Source organism: Photobacterium sanguinicancri, assembly GCF_024346675.1.
Taxonomy (GTDB): Bacteria; Pseudomonadota; Gammaproteobacteria; order Enterobacterales; family Vibrionaceae; genus Photobacterium; species Photobacterium sanguinicancri.
Map to the genome: position 1 here is coordinate 1,537,871 of NZ_AP024850.1, position 21,781 is coordinate 1,559,651.

Below are 21,781 nucleotides of genomic sequence, written 5' to 3' on the forward strand. Positions count from 1 at the left end.
ACCAGATGAACCTTGCTGATTTTCACTTAACGCTACAGGTGATGGATAATATAGATGCTGGTGTTGTGATCCTTGATCGTAATTATACTGTCATTGCGTGGAATACCTTCATGCAAGCCTATAGCGGTATTAATACAGATCGTATCATGGGGCAGAACTTATTCGATGTGGTTGATGACCTACCTAAAGCGTGGTTAAAAAACAAAATTGAATCCACATTCAAATTACGTATGCGCTCTTTTACTAGTTGGGAAGATCGACCTCAGATTTTCAATTTCCAGAATTTTAGCCCGATCTCTGGTGGTTCTTGTTTGATGTATCAGAACATGACATTAACACCACTGAAGGCGCTAAGTGGCGAATATAGCCATGTTTGTATGACTATCACTGATGTTTCTGACATTGCTAAAAACAAAACGCATTTACGAGAATCTAATGAGCAGTTAACGCACTTGAGTATGACAGATCGCCTTACTCAACTTTATAACCGAGGCCACTGGGAAAGCTGCCTACTTGAAGAGTTTGATCGCTGCCGTCAACTGCAACAACCCGCGACATTGATTATGTTTGATATTGACCACTTTAAAAAAGTGAACGACACCTATGGGCATGTGACAGGGGATGGCGTCATTCGTACTGTTGCAAGCCTGCTAAGAAGAACTAAGCGTCAAAGTGATATTGCTGGTCGATATGGTGGCGAAGAATTTGGGGTGATTTTACCCAATACGACCGCAGATATGGGATTGTACTTTACGGAACGGCTTCGTGATCGTGTTCAGAGTGCAGCCGTTTCGGTAGATGTACGTTCGATTAGTGTGACGATCAGCTTGGGAGTCAGTGAGTGGCACTCAGGATTTCGAACGTATGAGGCTTGGTTAGAAAATGCCGATAATGCGTTGTATCAATCAAAACAAAATGGACGAAATCAAACGACAGTATCAAACTCGGCAGCCTTAGAGCGCGCGGTGATGGCATCGTCTTAATTGTTTAGCTTATAAGTATTGCTTAATCGTGGGGCTAATGGGTTAAAACAGCACCCAAGATTTGATATACAGCAACAAGATGAAGTAATGGGATTGAAATTCTCTCTCTTCTATTTAGAATTGACCCAATTGTAAATAATGTGAAGAACGAATATGGTTGTTGAATCTGAAGGTTACTTGGCGCTGATAGAATATTTTACCGAGCACCTGTCGTTATTCGAAAATGTGAATACGGATACTTGTACTGAAACAGTTGAAGATGTTGTGACTGATATGGTGGCATCTAATCTGATGGTCGTATTTAGTCAGAATCCAGATATAGAGCAAGACTTACGTTTTAAATTGATGAAAGAAGCGGATGCGGTTGTTGAAGATTTAAGTGAAGTGCTTGCAGGTGCATGGACTCGCTGTCCGACCAATGAACAAATTACTTTCCTTGAAGACTATGTCGGTTTGGTAAAAAATCTATTTGATAGCGCGATTAGTCAGTAGTCTCGGTAGATAAACAAAAAGGTCAATGAAGGGTGGAATTGGTTCCACCTTTTTTATTGCCTGCTATTTCACTCTACAGCTTATTCGCGAGATGCAGCGCGACAATAGATGTCGCGATTAAGAAACAAACCCAGCCACGATTAAAATGGGGTTAATGCAGGTGCAGTATACCATCAGATAAAATAGTGCTATTGCAACTTGGCTCAACGCCAGTACAATGCTGGCGTTTTTTCGTTTAAGGTTAACTGCAATATGCGCATTCACGCTGTCCATGAACTCTATGAAGAACGTCTTGCACGTTCGACCCGCCCATTCCTTGCCCGTGGTGCTAAAGTGGAACGTTGTCGCCACTGCATGTTGCGTCCTCATTTATGTATTTGTAGCCATAAACCTGTCATTGAATCAAATGCGGCCTTTTTGCTGGTTATGTACGATGACGAAGTGCTGAAACCAAGCAATACCGGTCGTTTGATTGCTGATTTATTCCAAGATACATTTGCTTATATTTGGTCGCGTACTGAACCTAATGCTGAAATGCTGACGTTATTAGATGATCCGCAATGGCAGCCTTATGTGATTTTTCCTGAAGAATACGCGACTCCAGAAAGGGTAGTGAGCAAAGTACAGCTAGAAGAAGGCAAACGTCCGCTTTTCATTATGCTTGATGGTAGCTGGGCTGAAGCAAAAAAAATGTTCCGTAAAAGTCCATACCTTAATAAATATCCCGTGATGTCTATTAGCCCAGATAAACCGTCGCGCTACACCGTACGCGTTGCCTCTAAAGACAATCAACTCGGCACGGCAGAAGTTGCTGCTCGTATTATTGATGTATTTGGTGAGCAAAATAACGCAGAGACATTAGATTTGTGGTTTGATGTATTTCGTGAGCACTACATGACAGGTAAAATGAATAGACAGTTGCCTGATGCGAAAGCCTTGAATGACTTGAAAATGTACCAATCGCAGCAAGCATAATCGTATTTTTTCAATATGTTAGTGCATGAATGTCGTACATTTATTCACCGAGACTACTGTGATAACGTTAAATTTTAGGGCTTACCAATCAAAAAATGTAATAACTTGCTGTTTCTTTCAACAAACGCGAGCCGTTACTAAGGAATTGCCACTTAAATTAGGATTACATCACAGTCTGTAGGTGTAGAAGTATGGATAATTTTTTCAATTTGATTTTTTGATTAATTTTTCTTGGGAGAACAGGATGTACTACGGTTTCGATGTTGGTGGGACTAAAATTGAATTTGGCGCGTTTAATGAAAAATTAGAACGTGTAGCGACAGAGCGCGTACCAACGCCAGGAGATGACTACGAAAAGTTAGTCGATACCATTGTTGAATTGATCAATAAAGCAGACAAAGAATTTGGCTGTGAAGGACTTGTTGGAATCGGCTTGCCGGGCATGGAAGATGCGCGTGATGGTTCAGTTCTGACTTCGAATATCCCAGCGGCAAAAGGCCGTTTTTTACGTAAAGATCTTGAGTCTAAGCTTGGTCGCGGTGTAAATATCGATAATGATGCGAACTGTTTTGCGCTATCGGAAGCGTGGGATGAATCGCTACAAGGCGAAAAATCAGTCTTAGGTCTGATTTTAGGTACTGGTTTTGGTGGCGGTTTAGTTTATAACGGTCACGTATTTTCAGGCATGAACCATGTCGCGGGTGAGCTAGGTCATACACGTATGCCTATCGATGCGTGGTTCCACCTGGGCGACAAAGCACCGCTGTTTACGTGTGGCTGCGATAATAAAGGCTGTATCGATAATTACCTATCTGGTCGTGGTTTTGAACTGCTATACGCCCACTATTACGGTGAGAAGCTAAAAGCGATTGATATTATTAAGAACCACGAAGCGGGTGAAGAAAAAGCGGTTGAGCACGTTGATCGTTTCCTTGAGCTGCTTGCGATTTGCTTAGCGAATTTGTTTACAGGCCTAGACCCTCACGTGGTCGTTTTGGGTGGTGGTCTATCTAACTTTGAGCTTCTATACCAAGAGTTGCCAAAACGTATATCTAAGCATCTATTGTCTGTTGCTCGTGTGCCTAAAATCATTAAAGCGAAACATGGCGATTCAGGCGGTGTTCGTGGTGCTGCATTCTTAAATATCGCTTAATCTGTTTTTGATAGCGATATAGCTCCGAAGCCTAAGTTAATAGGCTTCGGATATTTCCTTTCTGCTATTTCTTCTCTTATCTCACGCTGTTACTATGCGCGCTCTTCAACATAGTCACAGGTAAACATAATGTCATTTCACGCTTTGGAACTTCATCCTCAGTTATTGAAAGCAATAGACGAGCTCGGCTTTCAAACGCCTACGCCAGTACAGCAACAAGCCATCCCTCACGTACTTGCAGGTGAAGACATTATGGCTGGAGCGCAAACAGGGACGGGTAAAACCGCAGCCTTTGGCCTACCTTTATTGCATCAAATGCTAGAAAACCCAGCACCAGTACAAGCGGCAGGCCGTCCAACAGTACGTGCATTGGTATTAACACCTACGCGTGAATTAGCCCAGCAAGTATTCGACAGCTTGGTGACTTACAGTAAATATACTGAATTAAAAATGGCTGTGGCTTATGGCGGCACCAGCATGAATGTTCAGGTTAAAGCTTTGCAGGCTGGTGTGGATATTCTGGTTGCGACACCTGGACGCTTGCTCGATCATGCCCACGTGGGTACGGTTGATTTATCTAAAATTGAATACTTTGTGCTTGATGAAGCCGATCGCATGTTAGATATGGGGTTCATTGTTGATATTAAACGCATTATGAGGCGCATTAAGCACAATCGTCAGACTTTATTTTTCTCTGCTACCTTCGGTAAGCAAGTTAAAGATTTGGCTTATTCCATTCTTGAAGAACCGACGTTAATTGAAGTGACACCATCGAATAGTGCAGCTGATACGGTTGAGCAAATTGTTCACCCAGTTGATAGGCACCGTAAGCGTGAATTACTGTCTTATTTGATTGGTTCGCGCAACTGGCAGCAAGTATTAGTGTTTACACGCACTAAGCAAGGCTCTGATGAGTTAGCAAAAGAGCTAGGCCTTGATGGTATTAAAGCGGCTTCAATTAATGGTGATAAAAGCCAAGGTGCACGTCAGCGTGCTTTAGAAGAATTTAAAACGGGTAAAGTCCGTGCATTGATTGCGACCGATGTTGCTGCGCGTGGTTTGGATATTGAACAGCTTGGCTACGTGGTGAATTTCGATATGCCATTTAAAGCTGAAGATTACGTTCACCGTATTGGTCGTACTGGTCGTGCTGGGCTGACAGGCCGTGCTGTTTCATTGATGAGCGTTGATGAAGAGCCTTTGCTACGTGCTATTGAAGATTTGCTGGATAAGCGTCTGCCGCAAGAGTGGCTTGAAGGGTATGAGCCTGACCCAACAATCAAGCCGCCTGACCATTTACGCCGTGGCCGTTCATCTGAAAAACGTCGTGCGAAAGCGAAATCTAAAATTCATAAGAATCGCGGTCGAAATTCAGCAAGACGATAACTATCTTATTGCCCACCTTTCCCATAAAAAAGCCAGATTAATTCTGGCTTTTTTTCGAATATTATCGACTACGTTGCATATTAATTATTGAAGCGAAATTAGATCTTGTTGCTTATTAAGTGGTTTGTTAATTTATTATAAGTGATATTAATAACGGTCTAAAGAATGGTCACAGCAAGAATGCATCGGTTATCAATTGTGTTTTTAGTGAGTATTTCGGTATTTGCGATGACTTGGCATTACTTAGGTGGCGCTGATCGTCAATTAGTGATTACACCTGAAATCGCAGAATATAAAGCCATTGATGATAAAAGCCAGGGCGGAGCCTCGGTGACGGACATCACAATATCCCCTGATCAAACGATATTAACCTGCCAGATCGTGAACCAAGCTAAATGGCCTTTTTGTGAAATTGCAATTGATTTAGTATCTAATAATGAGGGGATTGATCTTAGCCGTTTTCACTCTATTGGGATTGATGTTGATTATTTAACGCCCGTTAAAAATGAACGCTTACGTGTATACCTGCGTAACTATGATCCGAGCTATTCCTCGCCTGATGATCCTGTATCTCATAAATTTAATGCTATTGAATTTACTCCGACAGTAGAAAGAGATCTTCAAGTTGTTCCTTTACGATCTTTTCAAGTATTGTCGTGGTGGATTGCGGATTATAGTGTGCCGATTGAAAAATCTGGTCCTCAGTTTAACCACGTGACCTCCATTGAGATAGCGACGGGTAGCTATGTTCAAGAGGGAAAATATACTATTCAGCTTAATAAGCTCGTTTTTTATGGTAAGTGGATATCTGAATCGAATTTAGTGAAGTTATTACTGCTACTGTGGTTGGTGTTTGCCATTATCTACTTGGTATCTGAACAATTACAGCTACGCAGTGTTTTGTCTGAAATACGCGAGAAATCATTACGTTTACGTAAAGCGAATCGCCACTTATTTAAAAAAGCGCAAGCGGTTGAAGCGTTAGCGTACACGGATGCTTTAACTGGCGCTAAAAATCGTAATGTGATTGAAGGGTATTTATCTGAGCTGGTGGATAATGCGAAGGTAAATATACAACCATTCTCCGTTATTTATGTCGATATCGATCACTTCAAATCAATCAACGATAATTTTGGTCATGAAACGGGCGATGAGGTACTGCGATGTTTTGTGGCCTTAATTAATCAACGGATCCGAAAGTCTGATGTATTGGTGCGCTGGGGTGGTGAAGAATTTATTCTATTTTGCCCAGCTACGACCCTTGAAGGGGCTGTGGGCTTAGCGGAATTACTACGTAGTATTGTTGAAACCTACCATTGGCCAAGTGCAATGTCAGTGACTGCTAGCTTTGGCGTTGCTCAGTTAGAAAATGAAAATATTGATGAAGTGATAAAGCGAGCTGATAAGGTTCTGTATTTGGCCAAACAAAATGGTCGAAATTGCGTTATGAGTAAAGCCGTTGAATAAGCACCCCATAACGAGATTATTATGGGGTGTTTTTATTTTGGTTTTTACATTTTAACGACGAGTACAGTGCTTAATTGATTTTTCGAGTAAGTCTTTTGCTGATTGCTCGCAAGGGGGTAATTCAGCCGTCGGTTCATTGATTGGTGTAACACGCGGCCCCCACTGGATCACACTTGCCCCCCAAGTTAGTCCTGCGCCAAATGCGGCGGATAAGATCTTACTGTTAGGCGTAATACGGCCTTCCTCTACTGCTTCACATAATGCAATAGGCACGGTTGCTGCTGAAGTGTTGCCGTATTTATGAATGTTGATGAAGGCTTTATCCAATGGGATTTTTGCGTGATCACACAAGGCTTCAATGATGCGTTTATTTGCTTGATGGGGGATTACCACATCAATATCGTCACTGCTTAACGCTGCGCGTTCTAATACCATATTGGCAGCAGCGCCCATGCCACGAACAGCACGACGGAATATGTCACGACCAATAAAGTCAAACGAGAAATGACCTGCATCAGGGTTAAATCGGTCCATTGATGTGCCGAAATCTGGAATAGCGAGTACATCACGACCTTCTGCATCACAACCAAGTTGTGCTTGCAGCAAGCCTGTCGGCTTATCCGTTTTACTCAGAACCACAGCACCTGCGCCATCACCAAATAATACCGCAGTATCGCGTTGGCTCCAGTCGAGATACCAGCTTAATCGCTCTGCACCTATCACGAGTACATGTTGGTAGTTTCCTGCTTGAATCATGCGTGTTGCCGTTTCTAAACCGTATAGAAAGCCCGTACAAGCTGCATTCATATCAAAAGCGGCCGCTTTGGTCGCCCCTAAATCTAGTTGTACTTTTGAGGCAATATTGGGGATCAGCGTATCTGGTGAGCAGGTCGCGACAATGATTAAATCAATGTCTTTTGCATCTAAACCTGCTGTTTGTAATGCGCGTGCTCCTGCGATTTCTGCAAGTTTAGAGGTGTCAACATGGCTAATACGACGAGATTGAATACCAGTACGTGTTTGAATCCATTCATCGCTGGTATCAACAAATGTGCTTAATAATTCGTTATTAAGTTCAGCGGGAGGTAGGCATTTACCCCAACCTGTAATTTCTGCGTAATACATCTAGCGTTGTACCTTCTCATTATTGTTATCTCTTTTTATAGTACCCCTAGTAAACAGATGTGCAATGTCAAAGCCTCTAAATGCTAACAATGCCACAGACTTAAATGAAAAGGAGTTGTGGGCTGTTTAAAACATCAACGTTGTAAACCTCGTTATATCTATGAGGCATAAGTGTATAATACAGAAGGAAGATGATTGGTGCTGATACTCTCGTCAGTAACGATTATCAGCGTAGTAAAGTAAAAGGGTGTAATAATACAATGATCAAATTTGCAGTAATTGGCACAAACTGGATTACCGACACTTTCATTGAAGGTGCCGTTGCTAGCGGAAAAATGCAACTATCGGCAGTGTATTCTCGCACTCTGGAAACAGCGGAAAGCTTTGCGGAAAAATACAGCAATGTTGTTTGTTTCGATGATATTAATGCGTTAGCAAGCAGTGACATTATTGATGCTGTATACATTGCTAGCCCTAATTCATTACATGCAGAGCAAGCAGCTTTGTTTATTAAACAAGGTAAGCATGTGATTGGCGAAAAACCATTGGCATCGAATATTGCTCAAGTTGAAGAACTTGTTGAATTGGCTCAACAACATGATGTTGTGTTATTTGAAGCAATGAAAACACCTTACACCCCTAATTTTACTGCACTACAGAAAGCACTGCCCAAAATAGGCAAGTTACGAAAAGTGCATCTAACGTACTGCCAATATTCATCACGCTATCAAAAGTATTTGAATGGTGAAAATCCAAATACCTTTAATCCTGCATTTTCAAATGGCTCATTGATGGATATTGGTATTTATCCGCTAAGTGCCGCTGTTGCTTTGTTTAGTGAGCCCTACAGTTTTACGGCACAAGGTGCGATGTTACCTTCAGGCGTTGATGCGCACGGTACCTTAGTTTTACATTACCAAGATTTTGATGTGACGATAGCTCACTCTAAAGTGAGTGATGGCGTGATCCCAAGTGAACTACAAGGTGAGCAGGGGACGATTACGGTACAAGGTATTTCTGAGTGTTTAGCGGTAGAACTTCACCGTAGAGATGAACCAGTGTTGACCTTGTCTGTCGACCAAGTTCCCAATACCATGCAGTATGAAGCCGAAGTTTTTGCTGGATTAGTGGCGAACAAAACCATCATGCATGAGGGTCTTAACCGCTCTCGTATTGTCAGCAATATCATTACTCATGCACGTGGGATTATTGGTGTTCGTTATCCTGCTGATGATTAGACTTTAATTGTGAAGGTTCTAGCAATTGCGATATAACTTCAGGGTATAATATTCACGAACAAATAAGATAACTTATTACATCTTTGTTTTAATTCAAGAAGAACTAAAGCAAAGATGTATCAGTCTTAATTATTAAAATCGTCATTAAGAGCATCAGTGAAAGATATTGGCTCTGCTCTTACTTTCCTCATCAATCGACTCATTCGACTATTATAAGTGCCTGAACACCTTTTCGACGAATCAAGGCCTCTTTGTTTTATTTCACTGGAAATCGCCCAAGACCACTCAGGGTGAAATTTATATGTTTTATCCGCAAGTTCACTGCATAATTCACTATCACTAAACTTAATAACCCTGGCTTCTGGTTCACCAAGAAAGACCGTACATCCAGATAAAGTTGTAATTAACCCTGTTAATAGCAATACTTTGAAATTCATCATAATCTATATAATTCTAATAACCACTCAATAGAAGAGCGAGCAATTATACGCCTGTATGGGAGTTTTGTTAATGATAATTTATTTATTTTCAATCAGTTAATAATGTAAATCATAACAATGAGACCTTAGACAAAGTATGCTATTTGATCAGCTATAACGTGCCATATTCTTTACCTATAGAGATCATCATGCACCCAAATAAAAAGAAGCGACCGTTTGGTCGCTTCTTCTGTTACTCACTAATTTTATTTCAAGCTAGGCTTACCAGAATAGATAAGCGAAGGTGGATAGGGCGCCAATACAAGCAATGTTGAGGTAGATACCGGCTTTCATCATTTCGCTTTGTTTTATGTGACCAGACCCAAATACAATGGCGTTTGGTGGTGTCGCTACTGGCAGCATGAAGGCACATGAGGCTGCAACTGCAATCAGTGCAGATAGAATCACAGGTGAGACACCAAGCGCTTCAGCAACGGTGGCAAACACAGGTACTAAAAGCGCAGCACTGGCTGTGTTACTCGCAAATTCTGTCAGGAATACCACAAAAGCGGCAACAACAAGGATGGTGAAGAATAAGCCTGCTTGCTCTAGGAAGCCACTTAGGCTGTGCGCAAGGAATACACTCGTGCCCGTTGCTTTTAAAACGTTACTTAGACAAATACCACCACCGAACAGTAACAACACACCCCAGTCAGTTGATTTCTCAATGTCTTTCCAAGCAACAACACGTGATGCGCCAAGCAGGACGATTGCACCTAAAGCAACCAGCGTATCGAACTTACTGAAACCACCTAGGAAAGCGTTGATTGGTTTGCTGAAAATCCAGCATGAGACTGTCAGTGCGAAGATTGCTAGCGTGATAAGTTTACCGTTACTCCATTCTACTGGTTTGTGGTCTAGCTCAAAGGTGTGGTTTAGGTTTGGTTTCAGCATTACGTACAGAAGGAACACTGTGATTGGAAGTAAAATGAGCGCAATCGGTAAGCCAAATGCCATCCACTCTGTAAAGCTTAACCCTACTTCAGCGGCTGCAATCGCATTCGGTGGGCTACCTACAACTGTCGCGATACCACCAATACTTGCACAGTAAGCTAAGCCAAGCAGAACAAACACATAAGTGCTACGTTCACTTTTTGCGTTAACTTTATTTAGTACGCCTAGCACCAGCGGGAGCATCATGGCTGTTGTTGCTGTATTACTGATCCACATCGATAAGAATGCCGTCACACCAAATAACATGAAGACAGCGACAGACATACGACCTTTAGCGATTAGTAGTACTTTGTCAGCAATGGCTTTATCGAGTTCTTGTTTATGAAGCGCAGCGGCTAGCGCGAAACCACCAAGAAACAGGAAAATTATCGGGTTTGAGAAGTTGCTCAATGCTTGTGGTGTTTGGAAAATACCAAATCCAACCGCTAAAATGGGCACTAAAATGGCAGTGATACTGACATGCACAGCTTCTGTTAGCCAAAGTACTGCGACAAATACAAGAATGCTTAGACCGACGACAACATCTTTTTCAAAGGGTAGGGTGTTGAACAAAATAGCGAATAAGGCGATATCGGCAAGTAATATCATGCTATTTCGGTCAAACAGCCACTTTTTTAGAGTGAGAGTTAAGGCTGTCATGATTTCTTCCTTTTTCATATGGATTGCTTCGTGCAATGTGGATCGTTGTAGTATGGCTAAATGTTACACCTTCAGAATTCAATGTTAATAGCTTGGTGCTCATATGTTGCTCATCTAGCAAGGGGATGACTAAAACTGTGAGGCTATTAATTAGGAATGTGTAGAAAACCACACACGTTTTAATGTGTTACAGCATTAGAAATTAAGAAATGAGTCAAATATGGAATTGGGATGTTAAATTGCATTGTGTTTTAATGCTGTGGTGGATGTAAAAGTGTGAACTAACTCTACTAAATTTATTTCGTCATTTCTTCCTAGTAGTGAGGTGCACATGCATCTTGTATCATCTGATTCATCAATTAAGTGCGCTAGATTGCGTGTAAAATAAAACTAAAGGCTAGGGAAATGGCACAAGATAAGAAACTTCTACGTAAAATGGTCCAAAAAGATGCAAGTACGCATTTGAAAAAAGTGAGAGCGAAATTTTTACGTAATTATCAACAAGCTGCTTAGTCGCGGTTTATCTGCTTGTCGCATTATAGGTATTACAAGCTCATCGTTGACTGGTTTATTATGTGCAATAAAAAAGCACCACTATCTATGTATAGTTGGTGCTTTTTATTTATGAGCCAAAACTTAAGAAATTATCTGTATTCAGTTATTTACGGTTATCGGGCGGGCCGACAAATTCATGCTCTTCAGCGTCTACTATTGGTTCTTTAGGACCAAGAAAGCGAGGTTGGATATTGAGTAGATATAGATCAATAAATGCTTTCCCGCGGGCTAATACTTCACGGATACGTACTTTCAAGCCAGCCAAACCCTTGGGTGAAGGTACAGCTAAGCAAATTGCATCAATGTTATTTTTTTCCGCAATAAATAATGCACGCTCACAGTGAAAGCGTTGAGTAATGACCACAAAATGATCGGCATCGAAGACCTCACGTGCGCGTACGATAGAATCAAGTGTACGAAAACCAGCATAGTCGAGCACTATATCTTGATCGGGCACACCCGCCCTTAGTAAGTCCCGTTTCATTGTCCACGGCTCGTTATAAGAACGATGGGCATTATCCCCACTTAGGAGTAATACATTCACCTTTTGTTGCTGGTAAAGATCAATCGCCGCTTGAATACGGTATTGGTAGTAAGGGTTTAAGGTTTTTGCGATGTACTTACTGGTGCCTAGCACTAACCCGATAGAGCGTTCAGGTATTTGAGCCGAATCGGTAAAAATACGCTCAGCAGTATGTTCTGACACCCAGCGATCGACAAGCAAACTGCTGCCAATTACAACAATGCCTATAACCGCAGAAACACGTACGATGGAAAACAGCTTCATACCAATCCAAATAATAAAGACTGAAAATATATTACCTTAATACCTTGATAATGTTAGGTAAAAAGCACGTCAAATGTGGTGTTTTTTCAGCCGATTATGTCAATTACTTTAAAAAGTATACCTCTGATACAAGAAAGCCCGCATAAAAGCGGGCTCATGTTTAAAGCTTTTAACCAATTTTAGAATGCTGTGCGCTTGTAGCGACGGTACTCTGATTGCCAGAAGTTTGTATCAATTTTTTCTTTAATACGCTCATCTGTATTTTTCGGTGCTTTACGTTGCTCAATTGCTTTTTTGGCGACAGCAAAGGCAATGTGGCGTGATACTTTTTGAATATCTTCTAATGGTGGTAGAAGAGCACCTGTGCCATTAATAGCCAATGGTGAACATTCTGCCAATGCGCGGCTTGATTCCATTAACATTTCATCAGTAACGCGACGAGCGTTAACTGCGAGTACACCTAGGCCGATGCCTGGGAATATGTAGCTGTTATTACACTGTGCAATAGGGTACGTTTTGCCATTGTAGATCACAGGTTCAAATGGTGAGCCTGTTGCAACGAGGGCATTTCCATCTGTCCACTCGATCAAATCAGCGGGTGTTGCTTCAACACGGCTTGTTGGGTTTGATAGCGGGAAGATGATTGGACGTTCACAGTGTTGGTGCATTTCACGAATAACATCTTCGCTAAATAGACCAGGAACACCAGAAACACCGATAAGTACTGTAGGTTTCGCATTACGCATTACATCAAGCAGTGATACATTGGTGTTTTCAACATCCCACTTATTGATTGTTTTACGTTTTTGAACCAGTTTGCTCTGGAAGTTAAGCAAGTTAGGCATGTCGTCAATTAACAAGCCCCAGCGGTCAACCATGTAAACTTGGCTACGCGCTTGTGCTTCAGAAATACCTTCAGATACCATTTGTGCAATGATGGCTTCGGCAATACCACAGCCGGCTGAACCTGCACCTAAGAAAGTTATACGCTGTTCTGACAGTTTACTTTTTGCTGCTTTACATGCGGCAAGAAGTGAACCAACAGTAACTGCTGCTGTACCTTGGATATCATCGTTGAAACAACATACTTTGTTTTTGTAGCGTTCAAGTAAAGGCATCGCATTTTTCTGTGCGAAATCTTCAAATTGAATAAGCGCTTCAGGCCAGCGGTGTTTTACTGCTGTGATGAATTCATCAACGAATTTGTCGTACTCTTGGCCTGTAATACGTGGATGACGCCAGCCCATGTACATTGGGTCTGATAGGCGTTGTGGGTTGTTTGTACCCACATCAAGTACTACTGGTAATGTGTAAGCCGGGCTGATGCCGCCACACGCGGTGTAAAGTGATAGTTTACCAATTGGAATACCCATACCACCGATACCTTGGTCACCCAGACCAAGAATACGTTCGCCATCAGTAACAACGATAACTTTAACGTTTTGGCGAGATGCATTGTTGATCATCTCTTCGATACGATCGCGGTTAGGATAAGAGATGAAAAGGCCACGGCCACGACGGTAGATATTCGAGAAGTTTTCACACGCTGCACCAACAGTTGGTGTGTAAATAATCGGCATCATTTCAGTGATGTGATTTTCAACCAAACGGTAGAATAGAGTCTCGTTGGTGTCTTGGATGTTACGCAGGTAAATATGCTTATCAATATCGTTTTCGAATTTTTGGTATTGCTGATAAGCACGTTCAGCTTGTTCTTCGATACTTTCAATCGCTTCTGGAAGAAGACCTTCCAAGTTAAAGAACATACGTTCTTCGACAGAGAATGCACTACCTTTGTTTAGCAGAGGTGTTTCTAGAAGCGCAGGGCCTGCGTAGGGGATGTATAAAGGTCTTTTATCGTTGTTCATGCAATAGACTCTGTTCTTGTTTGGAGAATGAGAGAACGAAACACTTCGCTCTAAGGCCGTAATCCTAGTCCTTCAACACGGTGAATTCAAAGGGAGAACGCATTATTTTCGAGAAAGAGATCATGTTTCTACAGATTGGTGTGCAGATTTAATTGAGTTATCTATTTTTCGGCTAAAAGCTTGTTAAAAATTGCGTTTATTTTGCACTCATTTGATGATCAAATGAGTGCAAATATGTTCATCGAATGTCAATAATACGGCTCGCTTTTCGATATTTTATGCGCCAACCTTGCCAGCGAGGGAGCTCCCAACGTTGCGGATCTTGCTTACGGCTACCACTTTGATAAACCACAGTAACTAACTTTCCTGCGGCGGCGTATTCGGCACTAAGATGCAAATCTGCAATATATATCTTGCGCGGGAAGCGTTCATCAAATTCAGCTTGTTCCCACTCGGGAATACCATCAAAGATAAAATCGTCGTTATTGAATAATGCTAAGTCATCCAGAGAGTCAAAACCAAGAGCTTCAATTTGCTCGTTAAGCCATAGGTTAAGGTCGGCAGGGTTATTACGGGTGCAAAGCGTTGGATCAGCAAGGCCTAACTTGAGAAAAAGATTCCATTGCTCAATTTGGTGCTCACGTTCGGTAGCTAATCCTGGAAAGATTTGATTGTTTTGTATCATTTCTACAATCATTGCCGTTGTCACAAGATCACTGACGCTTTGTGTTTGCTCGTCAATCACTCTGCCACTATAAATACGTTGTGTAGTTGATATACATTGCCCATCGATTATTTTGCTTTCATGGTGGTACTGTTCGCCTAATTCTAGATCGACAAGCATTGATAATGGGATAGGTGATGTACATGTTGCTAAATTGAGGGTTTGTTTGACCCCTTTGCCTGGAAGACTAAATTGATCAAACACGACGGCAGCTTCTGCTTTATCTGATAAGCGGCTATCACGCCCTAAGGTGACTTCGCAGTAGCCATTCCCCAAGGCTTGTCGACGTTTTTCTCTTCGAACAAATGCTAATTCTGGTGCCGCTTTTATGACAGCAGCAAGCCAAGCATCTCGCTTAACTGATGTCGCGACATCAAGTTGAGGTAAAGATAAGGCTTCTCTAATTTGTGCTGATATTTGACGTGCTTCTTGTAAGCGATCAGCATCGACAGTCAGAAAATCAGGCGTTGGTTCACGCAAAAGTTTAATCAATAGCATTGCATCACAATGGTGTTTTTCCCATTGTTCGAGCTGTTCTACTACTTCTTCATTGTTTGTTTTTTGCCACAGTTTATTAGAGACAGACAAGGCTGCCGCAAGGTCAACCATCGCTTCGGTTGCAGCCTTATTTGGCATTGCTGTGATTAAGTGAGCAAAAAGGGCATCAATAGGTAATGGGTATAGATGCTTGCCATGTTCTGTGATCAGGCCGTTATCATCAATGGCCTGCATAGATGTGAGCCTTTCTTGCGCTTGAGTAAGCGCCTTCTCTGGTAAGGTATCTATAAAGACTAAATCTGTAAGGCGATGGTCGCAACAGGCAGCCGCAAGCATGGGCTCAGTGAGTTCTTCGCGGTGTAATTCTGGAGGCGTGATCAACTCTAATGGCGCAGCACTGCCATATAGCCGTATGCAGTGGCCAGCAGAAATACGACCTGCTCGTCCTTTTCTCTGTTCAGCACTTGCGCGTGAAATTGCGTGCAAACCAAGGACCGTTCGACCATTACGCTGGTGGGTGCGGCGCTCTAGTCCTGTATCAATAATTAAGGTTACGCCGGGAATAGTTAATGAGGTTTCAGCAACATTGGTTGCGAGAATAACGCGTTGATGTTCGCTGGCTGTCAGGGCGCGCTGTCTATCGGTATCAGAGACGGAAGCATGAAGTGGAATCACATCAATACCAAAATTAAGACTAAGCGGTTTTAGCTTGCTTTGGCACTGGGCAATTTCTTTCCGGCCGGGTAAAAAAACAAGAATGTCGCCTTGGTTCTGGCCTAGCGCTTGTTGGTTATTGAGATAGGTTTGAATTGTACCGAAGACTTTGTTTTCTATAGACCGAATATCAGGGCTATGTCTGTTGTCCACAGCAATATGCTCAACCGTCACAGGGAAATTACGCCCTTCAGCTTTTAGGTGTTCAGCACCTAAGTATTGGGTTAGGCGTTGGCTATCAATGGTGGCAGAGGTAATGACTAAGCGCTGTTTTTGTGATGAATTTGACGTGTTGCTGGAGCTATCTTTGAGTAAAGCGAGTAGTAAATCTGTGTCCCAGCGACGCTCATGAAATTCATCAATGATAATGGTTTTAAATTTAGTTAGTTGCCCTTCGCTTAACCAGCGTAATGCCACACCAGGAGTGGCAAATATAATGTCTGTGTTTTCGTCAAAATGTGCTTCAAAACGAATAGCGTAGCCAATACTTTTACCTATTGTTTCACCTTTCTCTGCGGCTAAGAATTCAGCCAGAGAAGAGCAAGCAATACGACGTGGCTCAATCACTAATACTTTACCTGATTCAGCGGCCCATAATGGTAAACGTGTGGATTTGCCTGACCCTGTTTCTGCCTCAACGACCAAGTGGTGTTGAGCAAGTTTTTCAATAAAAAGAGGTTTTAGCGGGTCGATAGGTAATTGCACAATGTTATCCGAAGGTGATGAGAAGCTGGCACGATCATAAAGCACTCAGGTGACTCGATACCAGCGCTTTCCCGTGTCATCTGGCGGTTGTGTATAAATCGAAGGCAAAAAAAGATGCAGCAGAGCTGCATCAAAGAGGCAATAGTGAGGGAATACACTACGCATCGGGCTAGAAATAAGTAATACCAGCGAGTTTAGTTATGGCGACTTTTAATCGGTAATGACTATTTCATTTGTTGGTAAGGAAATAATCTGGCGAAATGGCTGTCGGGTTCCATCCTGAAACCAAGCCTCTACGAGTAAGCTGGTACGTTGACTGGTGATGGTGAGTTTTCCCTTGAATTTACCCTCTTGCATGGGCCCTGAAATTAAGCGGCTGCTTGAATCGGGAATAGGCGTACCGTCTGTTGCCTCGCTATATCGGCCATAAATATTGAGAAACATGGTTTCACGGGTATCAAGGTCAATATTGACAGTGACAGGGTAGGCACTCTTAAACTTAAACCCTTCTGGAATAACCAGATCCTCAAATTTACTCTCACTAGTTGCCGCGGGGGCTGATGGCTGTGAACCGCCTGATGATCCTGAATCATCGCCCCCTCCGCCGCCGCCACATGCGACGAGTTGTAAGCTAAGTAAAATCAGTAAGCATTGACGTATCATGAACATACCCTCGTGAGTCATTTAATATTCGTTATAAATCGTTTGTTAAATTGGTCGCTATCGTTCGTCGTGTTATTTCGTTTATTCAAACAGTTTGGCTTCAACTGCTTTGCTACGAATAAACCAGTTTTGATTACTGCTACCACCTGATGTCGCGTAACCTTCAAGTTCAGGGTAAGCCGTCAGAATATTGATTCGCTCACTGGGGTGCATCCAGTTATCTTCAATGACAAGTCCCCAAGGTGTGCCATTACTTGTGCGGTAACTGTCGCAATTTGGACCCGGGCAATTGGCGACGCTGTATGAAGAAGTATCTTCTTGAGTAGAGAAGAAGCTCTCTGACGCGAGTGATGTTAAACAATCGCCTTTCAAATGGATTTCGAGGTCGCGTCCTGGGAACTCTTCACTAAAGCTACTTCCGTGATAGCGCCCTTCAGGTGCAAAGATAAATGGGTTAAGGGGCATTTCAGGACCGGATGCCAGCGGTGTTGTGAATGGAATACTGACTTCAAAGGTGAATTGGTCTGCTGCGTCGTCATTACAACCACGCCATACGCGGTAATAGGTGCCTGAGCTTCCTGAACAGGTGGGAGCAGGAATTGCATCTTTTAAGTTGCTTGAAATGATGGCAACAGCATTAGTTTGGCCTGCTTCTAATACATTTGCAGAATGTTGAGTCTTGTCACTAACCACGAGTTTAGTTAGTGCTTCATCAACAGCACCACGTGGTATTTCATCTAGTTGAACAGCAAAACCATTGGAAAAGCTTGCGCCGTAGGCTTGAAGTTTACCGCTAATATCATAGCGAACAATATTACCATCTGAATTAGAAACGGTATCTACGCGGTAATACAGTACGACATCATTAAAATCAAAGTCGCCTTTGTTTGGCCAATTATCTTCATAGGCCAAAGTTGCCCATTCACCTTCACCGGGGTAGTACGAATGGGTGAGGGTTTGTTCTTCAATAGTTACACTGTAATCCTCGACTTCACCGTCTGTCACACCACCAAAAGATTTAAGTCCAGTATCTCTTCCGATTCGAAAACGTGCCCAAGTCGATCCTGCGACTGCCGTTTCTGGTACTCGAAATTTGATACTGTGTGGCCCAGGCGCTAACCATTCATCAACAATGGCCTGCTCGCTCTCTTGATCAAATTTACCGTTTTGGTTCCAATCAAACCAGCCGCTGACATAGCCGTTCGCACCACCGCCAACAGTTATCTGAATAAGTGCATCAGACCCTTGTTTTAACTCAGAGTTAAAAGTAATACCGTCTTCATCATCGCTGCCATCGTTATCATCCGAACTTGGCGAGACAAGAGCTTCACCTTCGGTATCAACAATAGAACCTAAAATGAAATTTGGTCCTACAAAGTGGCGCGGCCCATTTTCTGTCAGCGATGTTTTATAGCTATCGGGTGCATCGCCGAAATCCGTATTCGAAGCAACGACAGGGGCACTGGCACAGCGTGCACCATCATTTTGGTTTGATGAAGGGCCTTGAGCGAAAAATTCAGCGCTAGGTTTAAGGTCGCTGAGGTCACGTAAATCAATACGATAGATTATCCCATCACCATTATTACTAATATACATAAAACCGGATTTATCAAAGTATTGCGCGCCAAAGGTGGTTGTTCCACTCAGCCCTGTTGATCCAACAAGACTGAAAGATGCATTTCCTGCACCATCAAAACTGAATCGATAAAGGTTATTATTGGTATTTTCTACGGCAAACAGATCGCCTGTTTCTGGGTAAAAGGCAAAGTCAGTCAGTTGAAGCGTAGCACCTGAGCTAGTCATTATTTCTTGAGCAACAAGGCTATCATCGCCTGCACTCAAATCAATTTTATACATCCCCGTGCCTTTCAAATAAACGTAATAATGGTTATCAAATACGTCACCAACAAAATAATTTTTATCGGGTAGGCCACTCAATACAGTGAGGTTCTCAACTTTAAATGCTTGGTTTATACGTGTAACAGTGCTGCTGTTTTTATTCCAACCATAAATATAACGATCTGATTCGTTAAAACCGACAGCATTGATGGTGCCGCCAGCTCCTGTATCAGTCTGTTTTGTTGAGTAATTACCTGTAGAAAGATCAACGGCATAAACTGTCGCGGGATTACCTTGAAAAAGAATGGCTTCTGTTGGGCAATCATTAAAAGGGGCAACAGCAAAAGCAGGTGATGTAGCCGCAACCCCGCTAGCAATAACAAATGGAAGTAAAGGTGTCTTCATTCTGGCCTCTGCGTTATCTGTAAATTTGCTGATTTTCAAAACAGCTAAATGACTAGGTGACTTGCTTAGAGGTTATTCAAAATGGTTGCCAAAAATTAAAACGTTGCGAATTTGCATTTAAGTTAATGTTTTTAAATGGTTATTTCTAGGTGCTGTTAGTGGCAAATGCAGATGCTTATCTTGGCTAAATTCAAAATTCGCATTTTGCTAATGAAATGAATAATTATTAATAGACAGCTATATCAAGGAAAAAGGGCAAAATATTTTGGAGTAAAGAAAGGTCAAGAAGGTCTGCGTAAAATAGATATAGGAATACATAGTTATTGACGTTCAAGAAAGTTTAATAAATTACATCAACTGTTGATATGTGTGACAAAATTAACTGCTGGACAACAGATATTTATTAAACATATAAAGTAAAAAGTAGCGTGACATCCCTAATCTTGAGATAAGCGGGGTGGATATATATTTAGAATAATGACTGTTTAGCAAGGTAGTCATGTTGAATCTCTTACTCTAAAAGTCCAGTATCATTTACTATTAAAACTGAGATATTCAAAGATTAAAAGGCTTCACCTGATAATCATCCACTTTTAACTATTTTAATGACCTCGTAATGATGAGCATGTACTTATCAAAAACCCAAATGTAACTAGTAAAAGTCAAACCGTTAAAATGAGTAATTTTAAAAGACAGATGTCAACAGATTTTACGATTGTAACTTAAAGGGACTATCGATATTTGTTGAATTAAAGGTGTGTAGTATCCTACTTATTGCTTGGCAGTATCGATTTGTGGTAGCTGTATTTTCACTCTTCATCAAGAGTAATGTCACTATAAATTCATAAAATGTGATTTGATATTCGGTAGTGAAAGGAAAAGGTAGGCGGTAAATGTAAAAAGGGAAATTGATAGTGCAATATTAATATATAAATAGGAAGTGGGCGGGGGAATAATATTGTATGGAAATTAAACAAAAAAAAGACATTGAGGTGACATTCGTTGCATATTTTCATTTATATTTCTTTAGAAAATTTTATATTTTTTATCATTGTAAAACAGGGGGTTACATTGCTGTTTCCTTGTAGTGTGATCTGTTTCATATAAGTATTCCTTATGGGTAAATAATAAGAAAATAATTGTCATACAAGCATGAGGCTGATAACTTCCGTGCCGTAATTGGGATTAAGTTACGTTTGTCGAAAATAAAAATAAGAATACTAATAATGAAAAAGAGAAATCAACTTGTAGAGAATAAGTACCTGTTTACTTTTTCTCAGGTGGCTAAATACAAGAGTTTTACAATAGCAGCGGAAGCTCTTTATATGACTCAGCCAGCAGTTTCACAGCACATCAAGAAAATTGAAACGAAATTAGGTGTTAGTCTATTTGACCGTTCAGATGGCTTTGAATTGACTAAAGAGGGAGATATTCTACTAAAACATGCAGAAAGAGGTTTAAAAATTATTGATGATTTATATGATGATTTGGAGAGAGTAAGAAGTAAAAGTTTTTTTAAAATTGCAGTATCAAATTATTTTTGTAGTGAGAGTTTTGAGAAAGTCATTCGTGAATTTCATTGTTTAGAAAATTTGGATGTAAATGTTATTTACTATCATGCCTTAAACACTATAAATATTGAAGACTATGATTTGATTTTTTCAGTCAATCACGCCCCCGATTCATTAGGCCGTAGTTTTAAAGCAAGAAGTAATAAATATGTTATTGCGTCTATTGAAAATATAGATGAAGGATTCAGACCAACTAGAATAGTATCGTGCAGTAGTATAGAAAAAAGAACGCTGTTAGCCTTACTAGATGGATATAATATTGATTTAAGAGATGTTACTGGCTGGCTGTCGGCGCCTTCTTCAGAAATTATTAAGTGTGAACTAAATAACGCACAAACATTAGTCGTAACTCCTAACGCTGATATGGTAGGGCCTGAATGTTCGATGATAGAAACAGATCTAGATATTTCTATGTATGTATGGGGAAACAAAAAATCGATTCCCGATATCAAACGTTTTGGTCTTACTGAAGGCATAAAGAAAATTTTGCTAGATACAGCTCAAGATGGAAATGATACCGCTAAATTACGTTTTATCGCTTGAGGAGGGAGCTCTTTTGAG

General features: G+C 41.4%; 16 protein-coding genes. 8 read left to right on the forward strand and 8 right to left on the reverse strand.

Going from position 1 to position 21,781, the window contains the following annotated elements; translation table 11 throughout:
• Positions 1-5: 5 nt before the first annotated feature.
• From OCU87_RS07360 to OCU87_RS07385, 6 genes are all read left to right on the forward strand, one after another.
• The gene (locus OCU87_RS07360; protein ID WP_390960803.1) at positions 6-983 is read left to right on the forward strand and encodes a sensor domain-containing diguanylate cyclase; all 978 of its coding nucleotides are present in this window, start codon (positions 6-8) and stop codon (positions 981-983) included.
• 153 nt (positions 984-1,136) lie between these two features.
• Positions 1,137-1,475 (forward strand): DUF3802 family protein, encoded by a 339-nt coding sequence (locus tag OCU87_RS07365; RefSeq protein WP_062691095.1) that lies wholly within the window; start codon positions 1,137-1,139, stop codon positions 1,473-1,475.
• A gap of 252 nt (positions 1,476-1,727) precedes the next feature.
• Complete coding sequence (locus OCU87_RS07370) at positions 1,728-2,450, forward strand: tRNA-uridine aminocarboxypropyltransferase (protein ID WP_062691094.1); 723 nt, start codon at positions 1,728-1,730, stop codon at positions 2,448-2,450.
• A gap of 244 nt (positions 2,451-2,694) precedes the next feature.
• Positions 2,695-3,603 carry an N-acetylglucosamine kinase gene (gene nagK / locus OCU87_RS07375; protein WP_062691093.1) on the forward strand — a complete coding sequence of 303 codons (909 nt, stop codon included), beginning with the start codon at positions 2,695-2,697 and terminating at the stop codon, positions 3,601-3,603.
• A gap of 129 nt (positions 3,604-3,732) precedes the next feature.
• Positions 3,733-4,989 (forward strand): DEAD/DEAH box helicase, encoded by a 1,257-nt coding sequence (locus OCU87_RS07380; RefSeq protein ID WP_261858127.1) that lies wholly within the window; start codon positions 3,733-3,735, stop codon positions 4,987-4,989.
• A gap of 165 nt (positions 4,990-5,154) precedes the next feature.
• A complete protein-coding gene (locus tag OCU87_RS07385; RefSeq protein WP_261858128.1) occupies positions 5,155-6,456 on the forward strand; it encodes a GGDEF domain-containing protein in 1,302 nt (433 codons plus the stop codon).
• Positions 6,457-6,507: 51 nt separating this feature from the next.
• Here OCU87_RS07385 and OCU87_RS07390 read toward each other — a convergent pair whose 3' ends face one another.
• Complete coding sequence (locus tag OCU87_RS07390; protein WP_261858129.1) at positions 6,508-7,581, reverse strand: ketoacyl-ACP synthase III; 1,074 nt, start codon at positions 7,579-7,581, stop codon at positions 6,508-6,510.
• A gap of 260 nt (positions 7,582-7,841) precedes the next feature.
• Between OCU87_RS07390 and OCU87_RS07395 the strand changes: the two genes are divergently transcribed.
• Positions 7,842-8,819, forward strand: coding sequence for a Gfo/Idh/MocA family protein (locus OCU87_RS07395; protein WP_261858130.1), 978 nt, complete (start codon positions 7,842-7,844; stop codon positions 8,817-8,819).
• A gap of 125 nt (positions 8,820-8,944) precedes the next feature.
• On the opposite strand, the gene OCU87_RS07400 is transcribed toward OCU87_RS07395, so the two are convergent.
• The 7 genes from OCU87_RS07400 to OCU87_RS07430 form a co-directional block, all read right to left on the reverse strand.
• Positions 8,945-9,259, reverse strand: a complete 315-nt coding sequence (locus OCU87_RS07400) for a hypothetical protein (protein ID WP_261858131.1) — start codon at positions 9,257-9,259, stop codon at positions 8,945-8,947.
• A gap of 261 nt (positions 9,260-9,520) precedes the next feature.
• On the reverse strand, positions 9,521-10,891 hold the full coding sequence (locus tag OCU87_RS07405) for an SLC13 family permease (protein ID WP_094958118.1): 1,371 nt from the start codon (positions 10,889-10,891) through the stop codon (positions 9,521-9,523).
• A 658-nt stretch (positions 10,892-11,549) separates the two neighbouring features.
• Positions 11,550-12,233, reverse strand: a complete 684-nt coding sequence (locus tag OCU87_RS07410) for a SanA/YdcF family protein (RefSeq protein WP_062691089.1) — start codon at positions 12,231-12,233, stop codon at positions 11,550-11,552.
• 179 nt (positions 12,234-12,412) lie between these two features.
• Positions 12,413-14,101 (reverse strand): NAD-dependent malic enzyme, encoded by a 1,689-nt coding sequence (locus tag OCU87_RS07415; protein WP_062691088.1) that lies wholly within the window; start codon positions 14,099-14,101, stop codon positions 12,413-12,415.
• A gap of 238 nt (positions 14,102-14,339) precedes the next feature.
• Positions 14,340-16,787, reverse strand: coding sequence for a helicase-related protein (locus OCU87_RS07420; protein ID WP_261858132.1), 2,448 nt, complete (start codon positions 16,785-16,787; stop codon positions 14,340-14,342).
• 165 nt (positions 16,788-16,952) lie between these two features.
• Positions 16,953-17,405 (reverse strand): hypothetical protein, encoded by a 453-nt coding sequence (locus OCU87_RS07425; protein WP_261858133.1) that lies wholly within the window; start codon positions 17,403-17,405, stop codon positions 16,953-16,955.
• 81 nt (positions 17,406-17,486) lie between these two features.
• Positions 17,487-19,649 (reverse strand): LruC domain-containing protein, encoded by a 2,163-nt coding sequence (locus OCU87_RS07430; RefSeq protein WP_261858134.1) that lies wholly within the window; start codon positions 19,647-19,649, stop codon positions 17,487-17,489.
• 1,226 nt (positions 19,650-20,875) lie between these two features.
• On the opposite strand from OCU87_RS07430, the gene OCU87_RS07435 reads away from it, so the two are divergent.
• Positions 20,876-21,763, forward strand: a complete 888-nt coding sequence (locus OCU87_RS07435) for a LysR family transcriptional regulator (protein WP_261858135.1) — start codon at positions 20,876-20,878, stop codon at positions 21,761-21,763.
• Positions 21,764-21,781: the final 18 nt, after the last annotated feature.

Coding starts and splice junctions, on each gene's coding strand:
- OCU87_RS07400 (WP_261858131.1), bottom strand. CDS start 9,259: ATGATGAATTTCAAAGTATTGCTATTAACAGGGTTAATTACAACTTTA.
- nagK (WP_062691093.1), top strand. CDS start 2,695: ATGTACTACGGTTTCGATGTTGGTGGGACTAAAATTGAATTTGGCGCG.
- OCU87_RS07425 (WP_261858133.1), bottom strand. CDS start 17,405: ATGATACGTCAATGCTTACTGATTTTACTTAGCTTACAACTCGTCGCA.
- OCU87_RS07385 (WP_261858128.1), top strand. CDS start 5,155: ATGGTCACAGCAAGAATGCATCGGTTATCAATTGTGTTTTTAGTGAGT.
- OCU87_RS07395 (WP_261858130.1), top strand. CDS start 7,842: ATGATCAAATTTGCAGTAATTGGCACAAACTGGATTACCGACACTTTC.
- OCU87_RS07390 (WP_261858129.1), bottom strand. CDS start 7,581: ATGTATTACGCAGAAATTACAGGTTGGGGTAAATGCCTACCTCCCGCT.
- OCU87_RS07430 (WP_261858134.1), bottom strand. CDS start 19,649: ATGAAGACACCTTTACTTCCATTTGTTATTGCTAGCGGGGTTGCGGCT.
- OCU87_RS07410 (WP_062691089.1), bottom strand. CDS start 12,233: ATGAAGCTGTTTTCCATCGTACGTGTTTCTGCGGTTATAGGCATTGTT.
- OCU87_RS07360 (WP_390960803.1), top strand. CDS start 6: ATGAACCTTGCTGATTTTCACTTAACGCTACAGGTGATGGATAATATA.
- OCU87_RS07415 (WP_062691088.1), bottom strand. CDS start 14,101: ATGAACAACGATAAAAGACCTTTATACATCCCCTACGCAGGCCCTGCG.
- OCU87_RS07380 (WP_261858127.1), top strand. CDS start 3,733: ATGTCATTTCACGCTTTGGAACTTCATCCTCAGTTATTGAAAGCAATA.
- OCU87_RS07370 (WP_062691094.1), top strand. CDS start 1,728: ATGCGCATTCACGCTGTCCATGAACTCTATGAAGAACGTCTTGCACGT.
- OCU87_RS07405 (WP_094958118.1), bottom strand. CDS start 10,891: ATGACAGCCTTAACTCTCACTCTAAAAAAGTGGCTGTTTGACCGAAAT.
- OCU87_RS07365 (WP_062691095.1), top strand. CDS start 1,137: ATGGTTGTTGAATCTGAAGGTTACTTGGCGCTGATAGAATATTTTACC.
- OCU87_RS07435 (WP_261858135.1), top strand. CDS start 20,876: ATGAAAAAGAGAAATCAACTTGTAGAGAATAAGTACCTGTTTACTTTT.